The organism is Thioalkalivibrio sulfidiphilus HL-EbGr7, assembly GCF_000021985.1.
Classification (GTDB): Bacteria; Pseudomonadota; Gammaproteobacteria; order Ectothiorhodospirales; family Ectothiorhodospiraceae; genus Thioalkalivibrio_A; species Thioalkalivibrio_A sulfidiphilus.
In genome coordinates this window covers 2,086,603-2,103,556 of sequence record NC_011901.1, presented here as the reverse complement: position 1 = coordinate 2,103,556, position 16,954 = coordinate 2,086,603, and the positions used below count along the sequence as shown (strand labels likewise).

At 65.0% G+C, this 16,954-nt stretch carries 16 protein-coding genes; 15 read left to right on the top strand and 1 reads right to left on the bottom strand.

Features of this window, described 5'->3' with window-relative positions; all coding sequences use genetic code 11:
* Nucleotides 1–364: 364 nt before the first annotated feature.
* The 7 genes from TGR7_RS09935 (at nucleotide 365) to TGR7_RS09905 (ending at nucleotide 6,660) form a co-directional block, all read left to right on the top strand.
* Nucleotides 365–664 carry a nucleotidyltransferase domain-containing protein gene (locus tag TGR7_RS09935; RefSeq protein WP_012638544.1) on the top strand — a complete coding sequence of 100 codons (300 nt, stop codon included), beginning with the start codon at nucleotides 365–367 and terminating at the stop codon, nucleotides 662–664.
* Complete coding sequence (locus tag TGR7_RS09930; protein WP_012638543.1) at nucleotides 661–1,173, top strand: hypothetical protein; 513 nt, start codon at nucleotides 661–663, stop codon at nucleotides 1,171–1,173. Before TGR7_RS09935 ends, TGR7_RS09930 begins: the two co-directional genes overlap by 4 nt.
* Nucleotides 1,174–2,038: 865 nt before the next feature.
* Nucleotides 2,039–3,427 carry a flagellin gene (locus TGR7_RS09925; protein WP_012638541.1) on the top strand — a complete coding sequence of 463 codons (1,389 nt, stop codon included), beginning with the start codon at nucleotides 2,039–2,041 and terminating at the stop codon, nucleotides 3,425–3,427.
* A 111-nt stretch (nucleotides 3,428–3,538) separates the two neighbouring features.
* Entirely contained in the window at nucleotides 3,539–3,928 is a 390-nt protein-coding gene (locus tag TGR7_RS17155; RefSeq protein ID WP_012638540.1) for a flagellar protein FlaG, read from the top strand.
* A 238-nt stretch (nucleotides 3,929–4,166) separates the two neighbouring features.
* The gene (gene fliD / locus TGR7_RS09915) at nucleotides 4,167–5,543 is read left to right on the top strand and encodes a flagellar filament capping protein FliD (protein ID WP_012638539.1); all 1,377 of its coding nucleotides are present in this window, start codon (nucleotides 4,167–4,169) and stop codon (nucleotides 5,541–5,543) included.
* A gap of 166 nt (nucleotides 5,544–5,709) precedes the next feature.
* Nucleotides 5,710–6,123, top strand: coding sequence for a flagellar export chaperone FliS (gene fliS / locus TGR7_RS09910; RefSeq protein WP_012638538.1), 414 nt, complete (start codon nucleotides 5,710–5,712; stop codon nucleotides 6,121–6,123).
* A 174-nt stretch (nucleotides 6,124–6,297) separates the two neighbouring features.
* Nucleotides 6,298–6,660, top strand: a complete 363-nt coding sequence (locus TGR7_RS09905; protein ID WP_012638537.1) for a flagellar protein FliT — start codon at nucleotides 6,298–6,300, stop codon at nucleotides 6,658–6,660.
* Between the two features lie 202 nt (nucleotides 6,661–6,862).
* Here TGR7_RS09905 and TGR7_RS09900 read toward each other — a convergent pair whose 3' ends face one another.
* A complete protein-coding gene (locus TGR7_RS09900) occupies nucleotides 6,863–7,045 on the bottom strand; it encodes a hypothetical protein (protein WP_012638535.1) in 183 nt (60 codons plus the stop codon).
* Nucleotides 7,046–7,380: 335 nt separating this feature from the next.
* Here TGR7_RS09900 and TGR7_RS09895 point away from each other — a divergent pair, with 335 nt between their 5' ends.
* The 8 genes from TGR7_RS09895 to fliI all read left to right on the top strand — a co-directional run bounded on the left by TGR7_RS09895 (nucleotide 7,381) and on the right by fliI (nucleotide 16,893).
* Nucleotides 7,381–7,935: a PilZ domain-containing protein gene (locus tag TGR7_RS09895; RefSeq protein ID WP_148211489.1), complete on the top strand. Its 555-nt coding sequence runs from the start codon at nucleotides 7,381–7,383 to the stop codon at nucleotides 7,933–7,935.
* A 442-nt stretch (nucleotides 7,936–8,377) separates the two neighbouring features.
* Entirely contained in the window at nucleotides 8,378–9,853 is a 1,476-nt protein-coding gene (locus TGR7_RS09890; protein WP_012638533.1) for a sigma-54 dependent transcriptional regulator, read from the top strand.
* 166 nt (nucleotides 9,854–10,019) lie between these two features.
* Nucleotides 10,020–11,387, top strand: a complete 1,368-nt coding sequence (locus TGR7_RS09885; protein ID WP_012638532.1) for a sigma-54-dependent transcriptional regulator — start codon at nucleotides 10,020–10,022, stop codon at nucleotides 11,385–11,387.
* Between the two features lie 172 nt (nucleotides 11,388–11,559).
* Entirely contained in the window at nucleotides 11,560–11,877 is a 318-nt protein-coding gene (gene fliE, locus TGR7_RS09880; RefSeq protein WP_012638530.1) for a flagellar hook-basal body complex protein FliE, read from the top strand.
* Between the two features lie 20 nt (nucleotides 11,878–11,897).
* Nucleotides 11,898–13,556, top strand: a complete 1,659-nt coding sequence (gene fliF, locus TGR7_RS09875; protein ID WP_012638529.1) for a flagellar basal-body MS-ring/collar protein FliF — start codon at nucleotides 11,898–11,900, stop codon at nucleotides 13,554–13,556.
* Entirely contained in the window at nucleotides 13,540–14,556 is a 1,017-nt protein-coding gene (gene fliG / locus TGR7_RS09870) for a flagellar motor switch protein FliG (protein WP_012638528.1), read from the top strand. Before fliF ends, fliG begins: the two co-directional genes overlap by 17 nt.
* Nucleotides 14,557–14,791: 235 nt before the next feature.
* Entirely contained in the window at nucleotides 14,792–15,520 is a 729-nt protein-coding gene (locus TGR7_RS09865) for a flagellar assembly protein FliH (RefSeq protein ID WP_012638527.1), read from the top strand.
* Nucleotides 15,521–15,525: 5 nt separating this feature from the next.
* Nucleotides 15,526–16,893, top strand: a complete 1,368-nt coding sequence (fliI, locus tag TGR7_RS09860) for a flagellar protein export ATPase FliI (RefSeq protein ID WP_041442922.1) — start codon at nucleotides 15,526–15,528, stop codon at nucleotides 16,891–16,893.
* The last annotated feature ends 61 nt before the right edge of the window (nucleotides 16,894–16,954 follow it).

The following is a 16,954-nucleotide window of genomic DNA, read 5'->3' as shown; positions in this document are numbered from 1 at the left end:
TCCTCCGCGCCTCTGCGCCTCTGCGAGAGGATGGTTTTGACTGTGGGTTTCGGCGGGTCAAAGGCGAAAGGCGAAAGGCGATCCTCTCGCGGAGGCGCAGGGACGCGGAGAAAGGCATATTGAATAGGCCTTCCCCGTGCCTCCGTGGCCCGTGAGAGGACCGGTTCTGGCCCCAGGTGACGGCAAAACCCAAGGCCTGGGTCTCTCGCAAAGCCGCAAAGCTGCAGAGAACTCCATTTTGATGGCTTTCCCTTAGCGCCCTCGCGTGGGATCCCTTTTTCGCGTCAAGTCTGCATCCGCAGGCCAGTTGTCACCGGACACCTGTGGGGTTGAAAATGCAACCGGGAATAACGGGAGATGTCAGATGCGATTGACCAGCCAACAGGTGCGGATCATCCGTGAAAAGGTGCGCGAGACGCTGGGGCGTGATGCCCGGGTACACCTGTTCGGTTCACGGGTGGATGATACGGCCCGGGGAGGTGACATCGATCTGTATATCGAGGTGGATCAGGTGCTCGTAAACCGCGCAGCGACGGCCAGCCGTCTTGCTGCGCAGCTTCAGATGGCGCTCGGCGACCAGCGCATCGATGTCCTGCTTGTCGATCCCCAGACCCCCCGTCAGCCAATTCACGGGGTAGCAGCCCGGGAAGGGGTGGCCCTGTGAGCCGCCCCGACGAGCCGCGGCTGCATTTCCTCATGGACACGGTCGCTCGGGAGGGCCGGCACCTGATCGGTACCACGGGGCGCCTGTTCTCCCAGGTGATCGACAAGGCCTGGATCGAGAACCTGGACAATGAACCCGAACTGGCCGAACGCCTGGACGCCTTCGTGGCCCGTTTTGGACGCATGCAGGATACCCTGGGCGAAAAACTCGTTCCCGAGCTCATGCGTCACATGCAGGAGACGCCAGGTGCCGTTCTGGATAACCTGAACCGCATGGAAAAGCTCGGCTTGCTCAAATCGGCGTTGGACTGGGTCGAGGCCCGCAACCTGCGCAACCGGCTCGTGCATGAATACATGCGCGACCCGGCTGAATTCGCCCAGGCCCTCCAACAGGCCCGGGAACGGGTGGCCTTGTTGGTGGATACCTACAACCGGATTCTCGACTACGTTCTCGGACATTTCCCCTCGGATGCCGTCAGCCATCTCGGCAAACTGAAACTGCCGACATAGATCGACGCAGGGACGGGGCAAACCCTTCTCAAGCAGGCCTCCCCGTGCCTCCGTGGCCCCGTGAGAGGACTGGTTTAGGCCCCAGGTGAGGGAAAAACCCAAGGCCCAGGTCTTTCGCCAAGCCGCGAAGCCCCAAAGGAAAAGCCTGAATAAAGGGTTTCTTGGCGTCTTTGCGCCTTTGCGAGAGATCACGATTTTGCCTTTCCTCCGCGCCTCTGCGCCTCTGCGCCTCTGCGAGAGGATGGTTTTGGCTTTGGGTTTCGGGATCAAAGGCGAAAGGCGATCCTCTCACGGAGCCACAGGGGCACGGAGGAAACCCTTTACAAATAAGTCTTCTCCGTGCCTCCGTGGCTCCGTGAGAGGACCGGTTTAGGCCCCAGGTGACGGAAAAACCCAAGGCCCAGGTCTCTCGCCAAGCCGCGAAGCCGCAAAGGAAAAGCCTGAATAAAGGGTTTCTTGGCGTCTTCGCGCCTTTGCGAGAGATCAAGATTTTGCCTTTCCTCCGCGCCCCCGCGCCTCTGCGAGAGGATGGTTTTGACTGTGGGTTTCGATGGGTCAAAGGCGAAAGGCGATCCTCTCGCGGAGGCGCAGGGACGCGGAGAAAGGCATATTGAATAGGCCTTCCCCGTGGCTCCGTGTCCCCGTGAGAGGACCGGTTTTGCTTCTGTCCCGAGGCCGCCGGCGACGAGCGGCCGGATTGCCGGAACGAACGGCACCTGAGACGCAAAATTGTTCCTAAATCTCCCTAAAGCTTCCCCCCGAGCCGCCGATACATGGCCTGAAAGCGGCACAGTCTCGCCGCCCGGACACCCGCCAACGAGGGCGGTGGACTGAACCAACTCTCTGATTAAGAAGGGGAACTGTCATGGCCCAGATCATCAATACCAACGTGCTGTCGCTCAACGCCCAGCGCAACCTGACCAACTCCCAGAGCGCCCTGCAGACCTCCCTGCAGCGGCTGTCCTCGGGTCTTCGCATCAACAGCGCCAAGGACGATGCCGCCGGTCTGGCCATCTCCGAGCGCTTCACCACCCAGATCCGCGGTCTGAACCAGGCTGTGCGCAATGCCAACGATGGCATCTCCTTCGCCCAGACGGCCGAAGGCGCCCTGTCCACCGTGGGTGATGCCCTGCAGCGTATCCGCGAGCTGGCGGTACAGTCCGCTAACGACACGAACTCCTCCTCTGACCGCCAGGCCCTGAACAATGAGGTGCAGCAGCTGATCGCGGAGGTGAACCGGGTTGCGAATGCCACTGAGTTCAATGGTCAGAAGATCCTGGACGGCAGCCTGTCTGAACTGGTGTTCCAGGTGGGTGCCAACCAGAACCAGACCATCACCGTTAACGGTGTAGACGCCCGAGCCTCCCAGCTCGGTGCCCGTGTGGCTGAAGGTGACTCTGCCCTGTCTGGCGATTTCACCGGCGCCTTTGATTTCGGTACGCCAGGTACTCTGGCCATTCAGGGTGTTGAGATTGATCTTGCAGACCTCAACACCGATGCCACTTCTTTGACCGAAGTGGTTAATCGAATCAATGCATTGTCCGCGGAAACTGGTGTCACCGCTGCGCTGTCCTCCCAGGCCGAAGCCACGTTTGCCATCACGGCTGCGGATGCCGCGGGTACCCTGAACATCAATGGGGTGAACATCGCTGTCGATAGTGGTGATACCGCTGAGTTGTTGGCTGGCAAGATCAATGCACTGTCCAACCAGACCGGTGTTACCGCAAGCTTTGACGGTGCTGATCTGACGCTGACTTCCAACGGCGACATCACGATTGAGCGAACTGGTGGTGGCGCTCTGGTCATCGGCGGCCTGGGAGCCGGTGAATCCGGTACCATCATGCGTGGAATTGATCTGGCCACCAATGTGGGTCAGGACATCCTTGTGGCCACCACTGGCAGTGCCGACGACCTTAACATTACTGCTGGTGGTACTGATCGCGCCCTGACTGATCAGAACGTCCTGAGCCGTGAACGTGCTAACCAGACTATCCAGGTCATGGATTTCGCCCTACAGCAGGTCAGTGGTCTGCGCGCCGAACTGGGTGCGGTCCAGGTGCGCTTCGAGTCCACCATCTCCAACCTGGGCGTCTCCGTGGAGAACCTCTCCGCTGCCCGGTCCCGTATCCGGGATGCGGACTTCGCCGCAGAGACCGCCGAGCTGACCCGCGCCCAGATCCTGCAGCAGGCCGGTATCTCGGTGCTGGCCCAGGCCAACGCGGTGCCCCAGAGCGTGCTGGCCCTGCTGCAGTAAGCGACCGGGCCCAGCCTCGACACAGGATGATGGCGCGCCAGGGAAGGCGCGAAGGGTGGGTCCGGTTTGCCGGGCCCGCCCTTTTCCCTGTAATCCGTTGAGGGAATGAACATGAAGGATATGCTCATCAACCCCATGCCACAGGCCTCCGTGCCTGCCCCGGCCCCGGTGAGGAAGCCGGATACGGCGGCAGCGGGCGGCAAGACCGAACCGCCCCCGGCAGCGGCGGCCGGCAAGGACCTGCCTGCCCCCTCGGCACCGGAGATGCCCGAACTGGATCTCTCCGGGGTGGTGGAATCGCTCAACGACTATATGCAGTCGGTGAGGCGGGACCTGCGTTTCTCGGTGGATGATTTCAGCGGCAGGACCGTGATCACCGTGCTGGACTCCGAGAGCCAGGAGGTGATCCGCCAGATCCCGCCGGAGTCGGTGCAGGCCCTGGCGGAATACCTGCGCGACCAAGGTGGTCTGGACAGCTTCGGGGTGGCCGAGAAGGCTTAGCCCGCATATTTTGCGATCCTTGATGAAATATGCGGGCTGGTGGCACAGATGTTGTATTCGATGAATAGGGAAGAGGGAATCGGGAGGTGGGCACCCAGGACCACCCCCCGGTCCCCGTTGCCGTTGTTGTAGGAGCGGCGACCGCGCCGCGAACAGCGCAGTATCATCGGGCCATGGTATTCGGCCCGGGGTCGGGCCTCCTACGGGGCTGACCACACAATAGAGAGAGGTATTCACCATGGCCATCAGCTCACTCGGTATCGGTTCCGGACTGGATCTGTCCGCGCTGGTCAATCAGCTGGTGGCCGCCGAGCGACAGCCTGTTGAAAGCAGGCTTTTCCGCCGTGAGGCCAACTACCAGGCCCAGCTGTCCGCCTTCGGCAGCATCAAGGGCGGGCTGTCCTCCCTGGAAACCGCTCTGGGCAAGCTGGTGGATCTCAAGGAGGGCCGCACGGCCTCCAGTTCCGACAATGCACGCCTGGGTGTGAGTGCCCAGGAATCCGCCTTTCCAGGCCGCTACACCGTACGCGTAGAGACCCTGGCCACCGCCGAGACCCGTGCAAGTCTCGCCTTCGACGATGCCGACACGGTGGTGGGCAGTGGTAGCCTGTCCCTGCAGGTGGGTGACGGCGAGCTGGTCAACATCACCATCGACGAAGACAACAACACCCTGCGCGGCATCCGCGACGCCATCAATGCCTCTGAAGCCGGTGTGCAGGCCAGCATCATCAACGACGGCACCGGGGCGCGCCTGGTGCTGACCTCCGGCACCACGGGGGCGGCCAACACCATCAATCTCACCGTGTCCGACGATGATGGCGACGACACCGACCTGTCCGGGCTGTCCCGCCTGGCATCGAACAACCTGGACGTGGTGACCGCCGCCGGCGACGCGCAGGCACAGATCAACGGCCTGACGGTGACCAGTCCCAGCAATACCCTGGACGGGGCCATCGAGGGCCTGACCCTGACCCTGCGCGGCGAGTCCGAGCCCGGCACCAGCATCACCGTGGAGGTGGGCAAGAACCGGGCGGCGGTGCGCAGCGCCATCAATGAATTCGTGACTGCCTACAACGCGGTGGTGGATCAGGTCAGGGAGCTGACACGATATAACCCCGAGACCCAGCAGGGCGCCGTGCTGGTGGGCGACAGCACCCTGCGCGGCATCCGCAGCCGGCTCTCCTCCGGGCTGTTGGCCAGCGGCGGCGAGGCGGGCTCGCAGTTCACCAACCTGGTGAATCTGGGTATCAACTCCGACCGTAACGGCAAGCTTTCCCTGGACAGTGCCGCCCTGGATCGGGCCCTGGACGAGGATTTCCAGGGGGCGATCGGTCTGCTCAACGAGGTCTCAAGCGGTCTCAGGGACACGGTCAAGGGCTTCACGGAGACCGGCGGTCTGCTGGATGCCCGAACCGACGGCCTGCTCACCCGTATCCGCGACATTGATCGTCAGCGTGAGGTACTTGATAACCGCATGGAACAGTTCGAGGCCCGACTGGTGCGCCAGTTCGGCGCCATGGACGCCTTGGTGGGGCAGCTTCAGAACACCAGCCAGTACCTGAGCCAGCAGCTGGGCGCGCTGAACGCCATGCTCAATCAGAACAGGAACAGGTAAAGGTCGTACTTGGTGCTTGGTACTTCGTCCTTTGACAAAGCACAAAGCACAAAGCACAAAGCACAAAGCACAAAGCACAAAGCACAAAGCACAAAGCACAAAGCACAAAGCACAAAGCACAAAGCACAAAGCACAAAGCACAAAGCACAACACACGAGGTTCCGCCATGTACCAGACCGGCATCCACCAGGCACTGAACCAGTACCGCGACGGCGCCCTGGCCGAGGTCAACGAGGCCAATCCCCACCGGCTCATCCAGATGCTGTTCGACGGGGCCCTGGAGCGCATCGCCACCGCCAAGGGGGCCATGCAGCAGGGCAACGTGGCGGTGAAGGGCGAGCGCATCAGCAAGGCCATCGGCATCATCGACGGTCTGCGCGCCCACCTGGACATGGAGAAGGGTGGCGAGGTGGCTGCAAACCTGGACGCCCTGTACGAATACATGGGCCGGCGCCTGACCGAGGCCAATCTGCGCAACGACCCGGCCATGCTTGACGAGGTGTCCAAACTGTTGCGGGAAGTGAAGGCCGGCTGGGACGCCATCCCCGCCCAGCAGGCCGCCGAAGGCGATCGTGGCTGAACAACCGGAGCCTTCCTCGCCTTCCGTAGGAGGCCCGACCCCGGGCCGAATGGAGGGTGCATCCCCCATCGCTGTCCTGACCCGTAGGATGGGCAAAGCGCAGCGTGCCCATGCCGGATTCGGTTCGATGGGCACGCTGCGCTTTGCCCATCCTACGGCGTTTTGAAACCGACCATGGGCGACGAACGGTCAGCGAAAGAATCCCAGCTCGGCGAATGTACCGCGCCTACGGGGGACCTGCACGAAGGGCTTTCCCTGGCCCTGGCCCACGTGGAAGCGGCCCTGGTCCATGCCCGCGCGGGTGAATGGGAAGCCGCCGGCGAACGGGACCGACAGTGCCGCGCCCAGGTGGAAGCCCTGGTGGGCAACGCCGGAAATCTCGATCCTGAACCCCTGGCCGACGGCCTCTCCGCCATCCGCGAACGCTACCGTGAGCTGCTTACCCTGGCCGAGACCGAACGGGACCGGCTGGCCGACGACGTGCGCCAGTCGGTGAAGGGCAGGGTGGGGACGCGGGCGTATGAGGAAAATCGGTAGTGACTGGTTTGTCCGTAGTCAGTTGTTCAAAACCTTGAAATACGTATCGCTGGATACACGATACTGACAACTGACATCAAGTACTCCAGCCTGTCATTCGGTCATGACTCTTTGCCCCAAGGCTTATCGTCCTGCCCAGTGACATCTCTGCTGCCGTGCATGACGGCGAGGATCAGAACACGGTCCTTGTCCAGCCGATACATCACTCGATATTCAGGTAGAGCTTCTCCATGTCCTCCTGCGAGGTCAGTTCGCCTCGTTCTGCCGCTTCCAGCGAGCGGGCAAGTTTCTGTCGTACGTAGAGGGCGTGCATCGCGTCGTCGAGGATGGCCTGCTCGGGCAGGTGATCTGCCACATCGTGGACGATATCTTTTACGGTCTGCATGAGCTGTCTCTTGATGCTTAGATCGGTTTGACTATAGGGGGTGGCTGGAAGGCCGGTAAGAGTACAGGGGGCGGCGATAAATGATTCTTGCTCACTCCAACCAGAAATGGGGTCGGTAACAAATGAGAATCATTCGTCACCGACCATTTTTAGACTTTTTGCACATAGGGCGGCCCGTGGCCGCCATCAGCGCTTGGATCTGACACAATGGCGGCGGCGGGCATGGCCCGCCCTATGGGTGGGGCGATGTGGGAGGTTGGCGGGCATGGCCCGCCCTATGATCCTGCAATGGTTGGGAGGCGGGCATGGCCCGCGCAACGACGGACGAGCGACACATGACAACGGACAACCCCCTGAATGAAGGCCTGGTCCACGAGGACGATCTGCCCCTGGCCTGGACAGAGGTGGAGGACTTGCCCTCGGAGCAGCGTCTGGCGGCGATCAATGTCAGCAACGAGGCCCTGATCCGGGCCTGCGAGGGGCTGGAGGAGTCCCACCGGCCTTCGGAGGAGTCTCCTGAGCTGGCCCACGAACTGGCGCGGGTCGAGGCCAAGCTGAACCTGGTGCTGGAGCTGCTGGGCGACTGGCTGCGCGTCCAGGGCGGGCAGCCGGAACCCCACCGGGTGCGATTCAATGCCCAGGGCCTGGAGTGGTGGGCGGGCCAGGGACCGGGCCCGGGCGGGCTGGTGCGTGTGGAACTGCATGTCTGTCCGTCCTTTCCCAGGTCCATGACCCTGTTCGGGAGGGTGGTGGCGCGGCAGGAGGACGCGGACGGGGTGCGCACGCTACTGGCATTCGAAGGGCTGTCCGAGGCAGTCCGGGACGGGCTGGAGCGCATGATCTTCCGCCGCCACCGGCGCGAGGTGGCGCAGCGGCGCGGCAAGGCATAAAGGTCTTGTTCTCTCGCAGAGGCGCGGGGGCGCTGAGAAAGGCCAAAAATTCTTGATCTCTCGCGAAGACGCGAAGACGCGAAGACACCAAGAAAGGCGTTGAATAAGTGAAAACTCAAAAAGCTTTTCCTTTGCGGCTTCGCGGCTTTGCGAGAAATATCGTCTTTGATTTTCCCCGCGTCTCTGCGCCTCCGCGAGAGAATGGGTGTTACGGTTTTGATGTCCGAAACGCCTGCCCCATGTCCCTGTGGCTCCGTGAGAGGATGAGTATTGGCTTTGACCACTGACCACTGACCACTGACCACTGACAATCGACCACTCACCATCCACGCCTTGCCCCGGGCTTTGCAAACCACCTAACATAACCGCCATCAAACGAATCCCCTTCGGTATCCATGATCCCAACGGCCTTGGTGCGACATCGTTTTCAGGGAGTACGGCCATGAACGCGCTGGACCAGGCCTCGCACGCGGAGGAGTCAACGGTTGCGGCCCTGCCCAACCGGGTGCTGCTGCTGGCCTCCGATCCGGACCGCGCCTCGCGTCTGGAAACTGTGCTGGATTTCCTGGAATGTCAGCCCACCTTCCACAGGACCCTTCCCGAGATGGCTGTCGACTGCGATCAGGGCTGGTTGGCCTGGGTGGTCAGCGGTTGTCTCGGCGAAGCCCTGGAGGATCTGCTTAACGAATTGCCTGAGCGTTCACCGGGTATCCCCGTGGTGCTGGTGGGCGATGATTCGGAATTTCCTTCATTAACCAAGGCTGCCCAGGCCCTGGTGGTGCGCCGGGTGGAGTACCCGGTGCGCTATCCCCAGCTCTCCCACGCCCTGCAGTGCGCACGCCACGCGGTGGCCAACGGCGGACTGGACGGGGCCCGTTCCCTGGAACTGTTCCGCTCCCTGGTGGGGCGCAACCCCATGGTGCAGCGCATCCGCCGGCTCATCGGCCAGGTGGCGGCCACGGACGCCAACGTGCTGGTGCTGGGCGAGACCGGCACCGGCAAGGAAGTGGTGGCGCGCAACATCCACAGCGCCTCCAGCCGCCGGGAGCGGCCCTTCGTGGCGGTCAACTGCGGCGCCATCCCCGCCGATCTGCTGGAAAGCGAGCTGTTCGGCCACGAGAAGGGCGCCTTCACCGGCGCGCTCACCAGCCGCCAGGGCCGCTTCGAGCTGGCCCAGGGCGGCACCCTGTTCCTGGACGAGATCGGCGACATGCCCCTGCCCATGCAGGTGAAGCTGCTGCGGGTGCTGCAGGAACGCACCTTCGAGCGGGTGGGCAGCAACCGCAGCATCCAGTGCGACGTGCGCATCATCGCCGCCACCCACCGGGACCTGGAACTGGCCATCGACGAAGGCAGCTTCCGGGAAGACCTCTATTACCGCCTCAACGTGTTCCCCATCGAGGTGCCGCCCCTGCGCCACCGCCGCAGCGACCTGCCCCTGCTGATCAGTGAGCTGACCGCGCGCATGGAAGGTGAGGGCCGCGGCAGCGTGCGCCTGGGGGAATCGGCCATGCGCGCCCTGTCCGTGTACGACTGGCCCGGCAATGTGCGCGAGCTGGCGAACCTGATCGAGCGCCTGGCCATCATGCATCCTGGCGAGACCGTGGAGGTCTCGGACCTGCCGGCCAAGTTCCGCCGCGAAGGCGACGAGGAACTGGCGGAGCTGGCCCAGGCGGAGATGGACGGCGAGGGCCTGCCGCCCGGCTATCTGCCCGGGGCCCCCGGCCTGCCCAGCGAGGGCATCGATCTGAAGGAATACCTCAACGATCTGGAGATGGGCCTGATCCGCCGGGCCCTGGACGAATCCAACGGGGTGGTGGCCCACGCCGCCAAGCTGCTCGGCATGCGCCGGACCACCCTGGTGGAGAAGATGCGCAAGTTCGGCATTTCCCGCCCCGAGGACGCGACGGAAATTTGACTTCCCGTCGTGGGCCTTTTCTTAGCTTCCTGATAATCCAGTAAAAAATACTCCTGGCATCATTCCTGCTTTGCATGGGCTGAGGCGGCCGGTGCGTCGGCGCACCGTCACCGCCACGGTTTCAAGAACCCCTGCAAGGGAGTCCAGTGATGCGAGGAGTATCCCGATGACCCAGTCCCCGACCGTGCTGCTCGTGGAAGAGGATGCGGGTCTGCGTGCCCAGGTCCGCGAACACCTGCTGGCGGATCGCTGCCGCGTGCTCGAGGCGGATCACGGCGATGCGGCCCTGGATCTGCTGGGCCGGGAACCGGTCAGTATCGTGTTCGCCAGCCGTGAGACCCGCCCCATGGACGGCCTGTCCCTGCTGCGCCGCCTGCGCCGGGAACAGCCGGACCTGCCGGTGGTGCTGACCAGTGGCGATGGCAGCATCCACACCGCGGTGACCGCCATGCGCGAAGGGGCCACGGATTTCCTGGTGAAGCCCTTCCGGGTGGGCGCCGTCTCCGAGCGGGTACGCCAGCTCACCGTGCGCACCCCCACCGACGGCATGGTGCTGGAAGACCCCCGCAGCCGCGAACTGCTGGACCTGGCCGCCCGGGTGGCCGGTTCCGAGGTCACCGTGATGCTCAACGGTGAATCCGGGGTGGGCAAGGAGGTCTTCGCCCGCTACCTGCACAACCATTCTTCCCGGGCCGCCGGCCCGTTCGTGGCGGTCAACTGCGCCGCCATCCCCGAGAACATGCTGGAAGCCCTGCTGTTCGGTTACGAGCGCGGTGCCTTCACCGGCGCCCACGAGTCGCGCCCGGGCAAGTTCGAACAGGCCCAGGGCGGCACGCTGCTGCTGGACGAGATCACCGAGATGGACATGGGCCTGCAGGCCAAGCTGCTGCGTGTGCTGCAGGAACGGGAAGTGGAGCGCCTGGGCGCCCGCAAGGCCCTCAAGCTGGACGTGCGCGTCATCGCCACCTCCAACCGGGACCTGCGCGAGGCGGTCGCCGCGGGCCGCTTCCGCGAGGACCTGTTCTATCGCCTGAGCGTGTTTCCGCTGCTGATCCCGCCGCTGCGCGAGCGCCCCGGCGACATCCTGCCCCTGGCCCGTGCCTTCCTGGAGCGTCATGGCCGGGGCATCGATACCGCCGATCTGGCCCCCTGCGCGGCAAACCGCCTGATGAACCACAGCTGGCCCGGCAACGTGCGCGAACTGGACAACGTGATCCAGCGCGCCCTGATCCTGCGTCACGGCCGTCAGATCGATGCGGCCTGCATCCGTTTCGAGCATGTTTCGCCCGGCGCCGTGGAGCCCCGGGTGAACACCGGCGTCGATGCCCTGGCGCCGCCCCAGGCCGTGAACGGGCAGGTCGCTGCCCGGGCCCTGGACGCCAGCCTGCGTTCCCGCGAGGAGCAGCTGATCCTGGACGCCCTGCGCTGCGAACAGGGCAGCCGCAAGGAGGCTGCTGCCCGGCTGGGGATCAGCCCGCGGACGTTGCGCTACAAGTTGGCAAGGCTTCGGGAAGCCGGAGTGGCAATTCCCTGAGCAGCCCGACGGGCTGCTAGAGACAAGTGACCAGAGACAAGAGTCAAGTGAGGGCGTACTGCATGAGATCAATCACGGTGAAGATGATGAATGATGTCCAGACAAGGGGTTTCTTGCCTCTTGGATCTTGCATCTTGTCTCTGCTCATGCCGACCTCCGTCAGGAGGTCGGCATGAGCGATATGCAGATCAACCAGGTGCTCGCCCAGATGCGGGCGCTGGCGGCGAACTCCGGTCTCAACGCCACGCCCGCCCAGGAACCGTCCGGGGTCAACTTCGCCCAGATGCTCAAGCAGAGTCTGGACCAGGTGAACCAGACACAGCAGGCCGCCAGCGAGTTGAGGAACGCCTTCGAACTGGGCGACCCCAACGTGAACCTGGCCCAGGTGATGGTGGCCATGCAGAAATCCAGTATTTCCTTCGAGGCAGTCAACCAGGTGCGCAACCGCCTGCTCAACGCCTACCAGGAAATCATGAGAATGCCGCTCTGATCGGCGCAGGATAGGGAACGATGGCAAATTCGATGGCGGTTCTCAGCAATCAGGTGCGGGGCTTCGGCAGGCTGCCCATGGAGCGCCAGATCGGCCTGATCGTGGCGCTGGCGGCGGCGGTGGCGCTGGTGTCGAGCCTCTTCATGTGGATGACGCGCCCCAGCTACACGGTGCTGTATCCCAACCTGGCGGAGCAGGAGAGCGGCCAGGTCGCCGAGGCCCTGGGGCGGCACAACATTCCCTACCGCCTGGATTCCGCCACCGGCGCGGTCACCGTGCCTGCCCGCCATCTGCACGACGCCCGCCTGAAGCTGGCCACCGAGGGGCTGCCCAGGGCTACCGGTTTCGGCTTCGAGCTGCTGGAGCAGGACCAGGGTCTGGGCACCAGCCGCCTGATCGAGAACGCCCGTTACCATCGCGCCATCGAGGGCGAACTGGCCCGCTCCATCGCCACCCTGAGCAGCGTGGAGAGCGCCCGGGTGCACCTGGCCCTGCCTGCTCAGTCGGTATTCGTGCGTGACCGGAGCAAGCCGAGCGCCTCGGTGCTGGTCAATCTCTACGCCGGGCGGACCCTGGACGAGAGCCGCATCGCGGGCATCGTGCACCTGGTGGCCTCCAGCGTGCCGGACCTGGAGCCGGAGCGGGTCACGGTGGTGGACCAGCGTGGCCGACTGCTGACCCAGCCGGCCGGAGACGTGGACGGCGTCATGGCCAGCACCCAGCAGCTGGATTTCACCCGCCGCATGGAGGAAAGCTACGTGCGGCGCATCATGGACATCCTGACGCCCATCCTGGGCGCCGACGCGGTCCGCGCCCAGGTGGCCGCGGACCTGGATTTCTCGCGCATCGAACGCACCACCGAGGCCTTCGATCCGGAATTCTCCGTGGTGCGCAGTGAGCAGATCTCCGAGGACGAGAGCCGCGGCGGCGGCATGATGGGCGTGCCCGGCGCGCTCACCAACCAGCCCCCCGAGGCGGGCGTGATCGCCGAGGAAGGCAACGGTGCCAACGGCCAGGCCCAGGTGCCTGGCTCCAGCAGCCGCCGCACGGTGCGTAATTACGAGGTGGATCGTACCGTCAGCCACATCCGCGAGGCCCCCGGAGGTCTGCGCCGCCTGTCCATTGCGGTGGTGGTGGACCACAAGGAAGAACGCAACGAGGCTGGAGAACTTGAACGGGTGCCGTTCACTGAACAGGAGATGGAGCGTATCACCACCCTGGTGCGCGAGGCGGTGGGTTTCGACGCCCGCCGCGGCGACAGCATCAACGTGATCAATGCCTCGTTCCGACCGGTGGAGGCACTGGAACTGCCGCCCGAACCGCCCATCTGGCAGGAACCCTGGGTGGTGGATCTCGCCAAGACTATACTGGCGGTGATCATGGTCATCGTGCTGGCCCTGACCGTGGTGCGGCCCCTGCTCAAGGGGTTGGCGGAGCGGGGTGCCGCGGCGCGCCGCGAGGATCAGCTGGGCCACCTGGCCCTGCCCGAAGGCGAGCTGGGCGAGGAGCAGTTGCGACTCGGCCAGCAGCCCCAGGTCCAGGGCGCGCTGCCGGGGCCGAATACGAAGAAGAACTACGAGGACCAGCTGGACTCCGCACGCGGTATGGTGCGCGAGGATCCCAAGCGGGTGGCCCAATTGATGAAGACGTGGATTGCGAGCGATGGCGCAGGGGCCTGAAAACAGTAAGTTCACCGGCACCGAGCGTGCCGCGGTGTTCCTCATGAGTCTCGGCGAGGATGCCGCCGCCGAGGTGCTCAAGCACATGGGGCCGAAGGAGGTGCAGCGCCTGGGCACCGCCATGGCCACCCTGGCCAACGTCTCCCGGACCGAGGTGCAGAAGGTGCTGGAGGAGTTCACCCAGGCGGTGGAAGAGCAGACTGCCCTGGGCGTGGGCACCGACGAGTACATCCGCAAGGTGCTCACCTCGGCGCTCGGCGAGGACAAGGCCGGAGGCCTGATCAACCGTATCCTGCTGGGCCGCAACTCCAAGGGCCTGGAGGCGCTCAAGTGGATGGAGCCCCGGGCGGTGGCCGAGGTGATCCGCCTGGAGCATCCCCAGATCATCTCCATCGTACTCTCCTACCTGGACCCGGATCACGCCGCCGAGGTGCTCTCCTTCCTGCCCGAGCGCACCCAGCCGGACATCCTCATGCGCATCGCCAGCCTGGACGGCATACAGCCCAACGCCCTGCAGGAGCTGGACGAGATCCTGGAACGCCAGTTCTCCGGCAACAGCAACGTCAAGTCCTCGGCGGTGGGTGGCATCAAGAGCGCCGCCAACATCCTCAACTTCATGGAGCCCTCCAAGGAGGCCACCATCGTGGACCGCATCCGCGAGGTGGACGAAGACCTCAGCCAGCAGATCCAGGACCTCATGTTCGTGTTCGACAACCTGGTGGAGGTGGACGATCGCGGCATCCAGGCCCTGCTGCGGGAGATCTCCACCGAGTCCCTGGTGCTGGCCCTCAAGGGCGCCGAGGACGCCCTCAAGGAGAAGATCTTCAAGAACATGTCCAAGCGCGCCGCCGAGATGCTGCGCGACGACCTGGAGGCCAAGGGCCCGGTGCGCCTGAGCGAAGTGGAAGGCGCCCAGAAGGAGATCCTCACCGTCGCCCGGCGCATGGCCGAAAGCGGCGAGATCGTGCTGGGCGGCAAGGGCGGAGACGAGTTTGTATGAGGGCGCTAGAGGCAAGAGACAAGTTCCTAGCCCGCATATCTCACCACCCTTCTACTGCGGCCGCCGATCTGCGCGCTGTGACGGGGCGTGCTCCCTCCAGCCGGCTTGACGTAGTGTCGGCTACGCCGGCACCGTCTTCCGGTCCGCGCGCCCCGTCACAGCGGCATCTCGACGCCCTCGCTACGAACGGTGGTGAGATATGCGGGCTAGAGGCAAGAGGTGAGAGCCTCTGCCTATGACTCAGCGCATCATCAGTGGGGAGGAGGTGGAGACTGCGCAGCGTTGGGAGGCGCCGGCGGTGGGTGATGCTGCTGCGGCGTCGCGCAGGCCGGGTGTCCAGGCGCGCTCCGAGGCGGTGACGGACCGGCCGGCGCTGCCCACCGCCCGGGAGATCGAGGAGATCCAGCGGGCTGCCCGGGAAGAGGGCAGGGCCGAGGGATTCGAGCAGGGCCTTCAGGAAGGCAGGAAGGCCGGCGAGGCGGCGGTGCGCGCCGAGGTGGAGTCGCTGCAACGGGTGCTGGAGTCCCTGGTACCCGGCGTGCAGGCCCTGGACCAGCAGCTGGAATCCGATCTGCTGCAGCTGGTCAGCACCGTGACCCGTCAGCTGGTGCGCCGCGAACTGCGCGCCGACCCGGGCCAGATCGTCGCCGTGGTGCGCGAGGCCCTGATGGTGCTGCCCAGCACCGAGCGCACCATCCGCCTGCACCTGCATCCCGAGGACGCGCGCCTGGTGCGTGACGCCCTGCACCTGTCGGAACTGGAGCGGCCCTGGAAGGTGATCGAGGATCCGACCCTGAGCCGGGGCGGTGCGCGCCTGGAGACCGACACCTCCCACGTGGATGCCTCCCTGGAGACCCGTCTCAATGCCCTGATTTCCGAACTCTGGGGCGGTGAGCGCCGTCATGACGAGCAGGGCGACGCACAGGGGCGAGATCGATCGCAGAGCCGGCAGCGATGCCGGTGACGGCCATGGCGCTCCCTGAGGGCCTGGATCCCGAGCTGCGTCTGGCCCGGCTGCGGGACAGCCTGCGCCGGGGCGCCCGGCGCGTGGAGCAGGCCCGACCGCTGACCGCCGAAGGGCGCCTGGTGCGCATGGTGGGCCTGACCCTGGAGGCCGAGGGGGTGCGCATGCCCGTGGGTGGACGTTGCCGGGTGGTGAGCGCGGGCGGCGCCGAGGTGGAGGCCGAGGTGGTGGGTTTCTCCGGCGAACGGGTGTTCCTCATGCCCGTGGGCGACATCAGCGGGCTCACCCCCAATGCCCGGGTGATCCCCACCCAGCATGCCCGTGAGGCCCGGGTGGGCGAGGCCCTGCTGGGTCGCGTACTGGACGGTGCGGGCCGGCCCCTGGACGGTCTGCCGCCTCCGGATTGCGAGGCCAGCGTGTCCTTGAACGGCCGTCCCCTCAACCCCCTGGCGCGGCGTCCCATCCACGAGCCCCTGGACGTGGGCGTGCGCGCCATCAACGGCCTGCTCACCGTGGGCCGCGGCCAGCGCATGGGCCTGTTCGCCGGCAGCGGCGTGGGCAAGAGCGTGCTGCTGGGCATGATGACCCGCTACACCAATGCCGATGTCACGGTGGTGGGGCTGATCGGCGAGCGTGGCCGGGAAGTGAACGAATTCGTGCAGAACATCCTCGGTCCCGAGGGCATGGCCCGGGCGGTGGTGGTGGCGGTACCCGCCGACCATCCGCCGCTGATGCGCCTGCACGGCGCCATGCTGGCCACCTCCATCGCCGAGTACTTCCGGGACCAGGGCCTGAACGTGCTGCTGCTCATGGATTCCCTGACCCGTTTCGCCCAGGCCCAGCGCGAGATCTCGCTGGCCATCGGCGAACCGCCTGCCACCAAGGGTTATACGCCGTCCGTGTTCGCGCGCCTGCCGCACCTGGTGGAGCGTGCCGGCAACAGCGACCGGGGCGAGGGCACCATGACCGCCTTCTACACGGTGCTCACCGAGGGCGACGACCAGAACGACCCCATCGCCGATGCGGCCCGGGCGATCCTCGATGGACACGTGGTGCTGTCCCGGCGCATCGCCGAGGCCGGCCGCTATCCCGCCATCGACATCGAGGCCTCCGTGAGCCGGCTCATGAACGAGATCGCCGACCCGGGCCAGATCCAGGCCGCGCGCCTGTTCAAGCAGATCTACGCCACCTACCAGCAGAACCGGGACCTGATCAGCGTCGGCGCCTACCAGAAGGGCGCCGACCCCCGGGTGGACGCCGCCATCCAGTACTATCCTCACCTCGAGCAGTACCTCTCCCAGGACATGCGCGAGGCCGTGGATTTCAAGGAAAGCCTGCGGGCGCTGGACGCGCTGATGAACGAGGAGGCGTGAGGCGCCAGGTGTGAGGAGTAAGGCGTCATTAGCTTGATGCAACGCAGGATGCCAAATGACC

Bases quoted from the DNA above. Each gene is read 5' to 3' on its own strand.
- TGR7_RS09935 (WP_012638544.1), top strand. From the start codon at position 365: ATGCGATTGACCAGCCAACAGGTGCGGATCATCCGTGAAAAGGTGCGC.
- TGR7_RS09925 (WP_012638541.1), top strand. From the start codon at position 2,039: ATGGCCCAGATCATCAATACCAACGTGCTGTCGCTCAACGCCCAGCGC.
- TGR7_RS17155 (WP_012638540.1), top strand. From the start codon at position 3,539: ATGAAGGATATGCTCATCAACCCCATGCCACAGGCCTCCGTGCCTGCC.
- fliD (WP_012638539.1), top strand. From the start codon at position 4,167: ATGGCCATCAGCTCACTCGGTATCGGTTCCGGACTGGATCTGTCCGCG.
- fliS (WP_012638538.1), top strand. From the start codon at position 5,710: ATGTACCAGACCGGCATCCACCAGGCACTGAACCAGTACCGCGACGGC.
- TGR7_RS09905 (WP_012638537.1), top strand. From the start codon at position 6,298: ATGGGCGACGAACGGTCAGCGAAAGAATCCCAGCTCGGCGAATGTACC.
- TGR7_RS09900 (WP_012638535.1), bottom strand. From the start codon at position 7,045: ATGCAGACCGTAAAAGATATCGTCCACGATGTGGCAGATCACCTGCCC.
- TGR7_RS09895 (WP_148211489.1), top strand. From the start codon at position 7,381: ATGACAACGGACAACCCCCTGAATGAAGGCCTGGTCCACGAGGACGAT.
- TGR7_RS09890 (WP_012638533.1), top strand. From the start codon at position 8,378: ATGAACGCGCTGGACCAGGCCTCGCACGCGGAGGAGTCAACGGTTGCG.
- TGR7_RS09885 (WP_012638532.1), top strand. From the start codon at position 10,020: ATGACCCAGTCCCCGACCGTGCTGCTCGTGGAAGAGGATGCGGGTCTG.
- fliE (WP_012638530.1), top strand. From the start codon at position 11,560: ATGAGCGATATGCAGATCAACCAGGTGCTCGCCCAGATGCGGGCGCTG.
- fliF (WP_012638529.1), top strand. From the start codon at position 11,898: ATGGCAAATTCGATGGCGGTTCTCAGCAATCAGGTGCGGGGCTTCGGC.
- fliG (WP_012638528.1), top strand. From the start codon at position 13,540: ATGGCGCAGGGGCCTGAAAACAGTAAGTTCACCGGCACCGAGCGTGCC.
- TGR7_RS09865 (WP_012638527.1), top strand. From the start codon at position 14,792: ATGACTCAGCGCATCATCAGTGGGGAGGAGGTGGAGACTGCGCAGCGT.
- fliI (WP_041442922.1), top strand. From the start codon at position 15,526: ATGGCGCTCCCTGAGGGCCTGGATCCCGAGCTGCGTCTGGCCCGGCTG.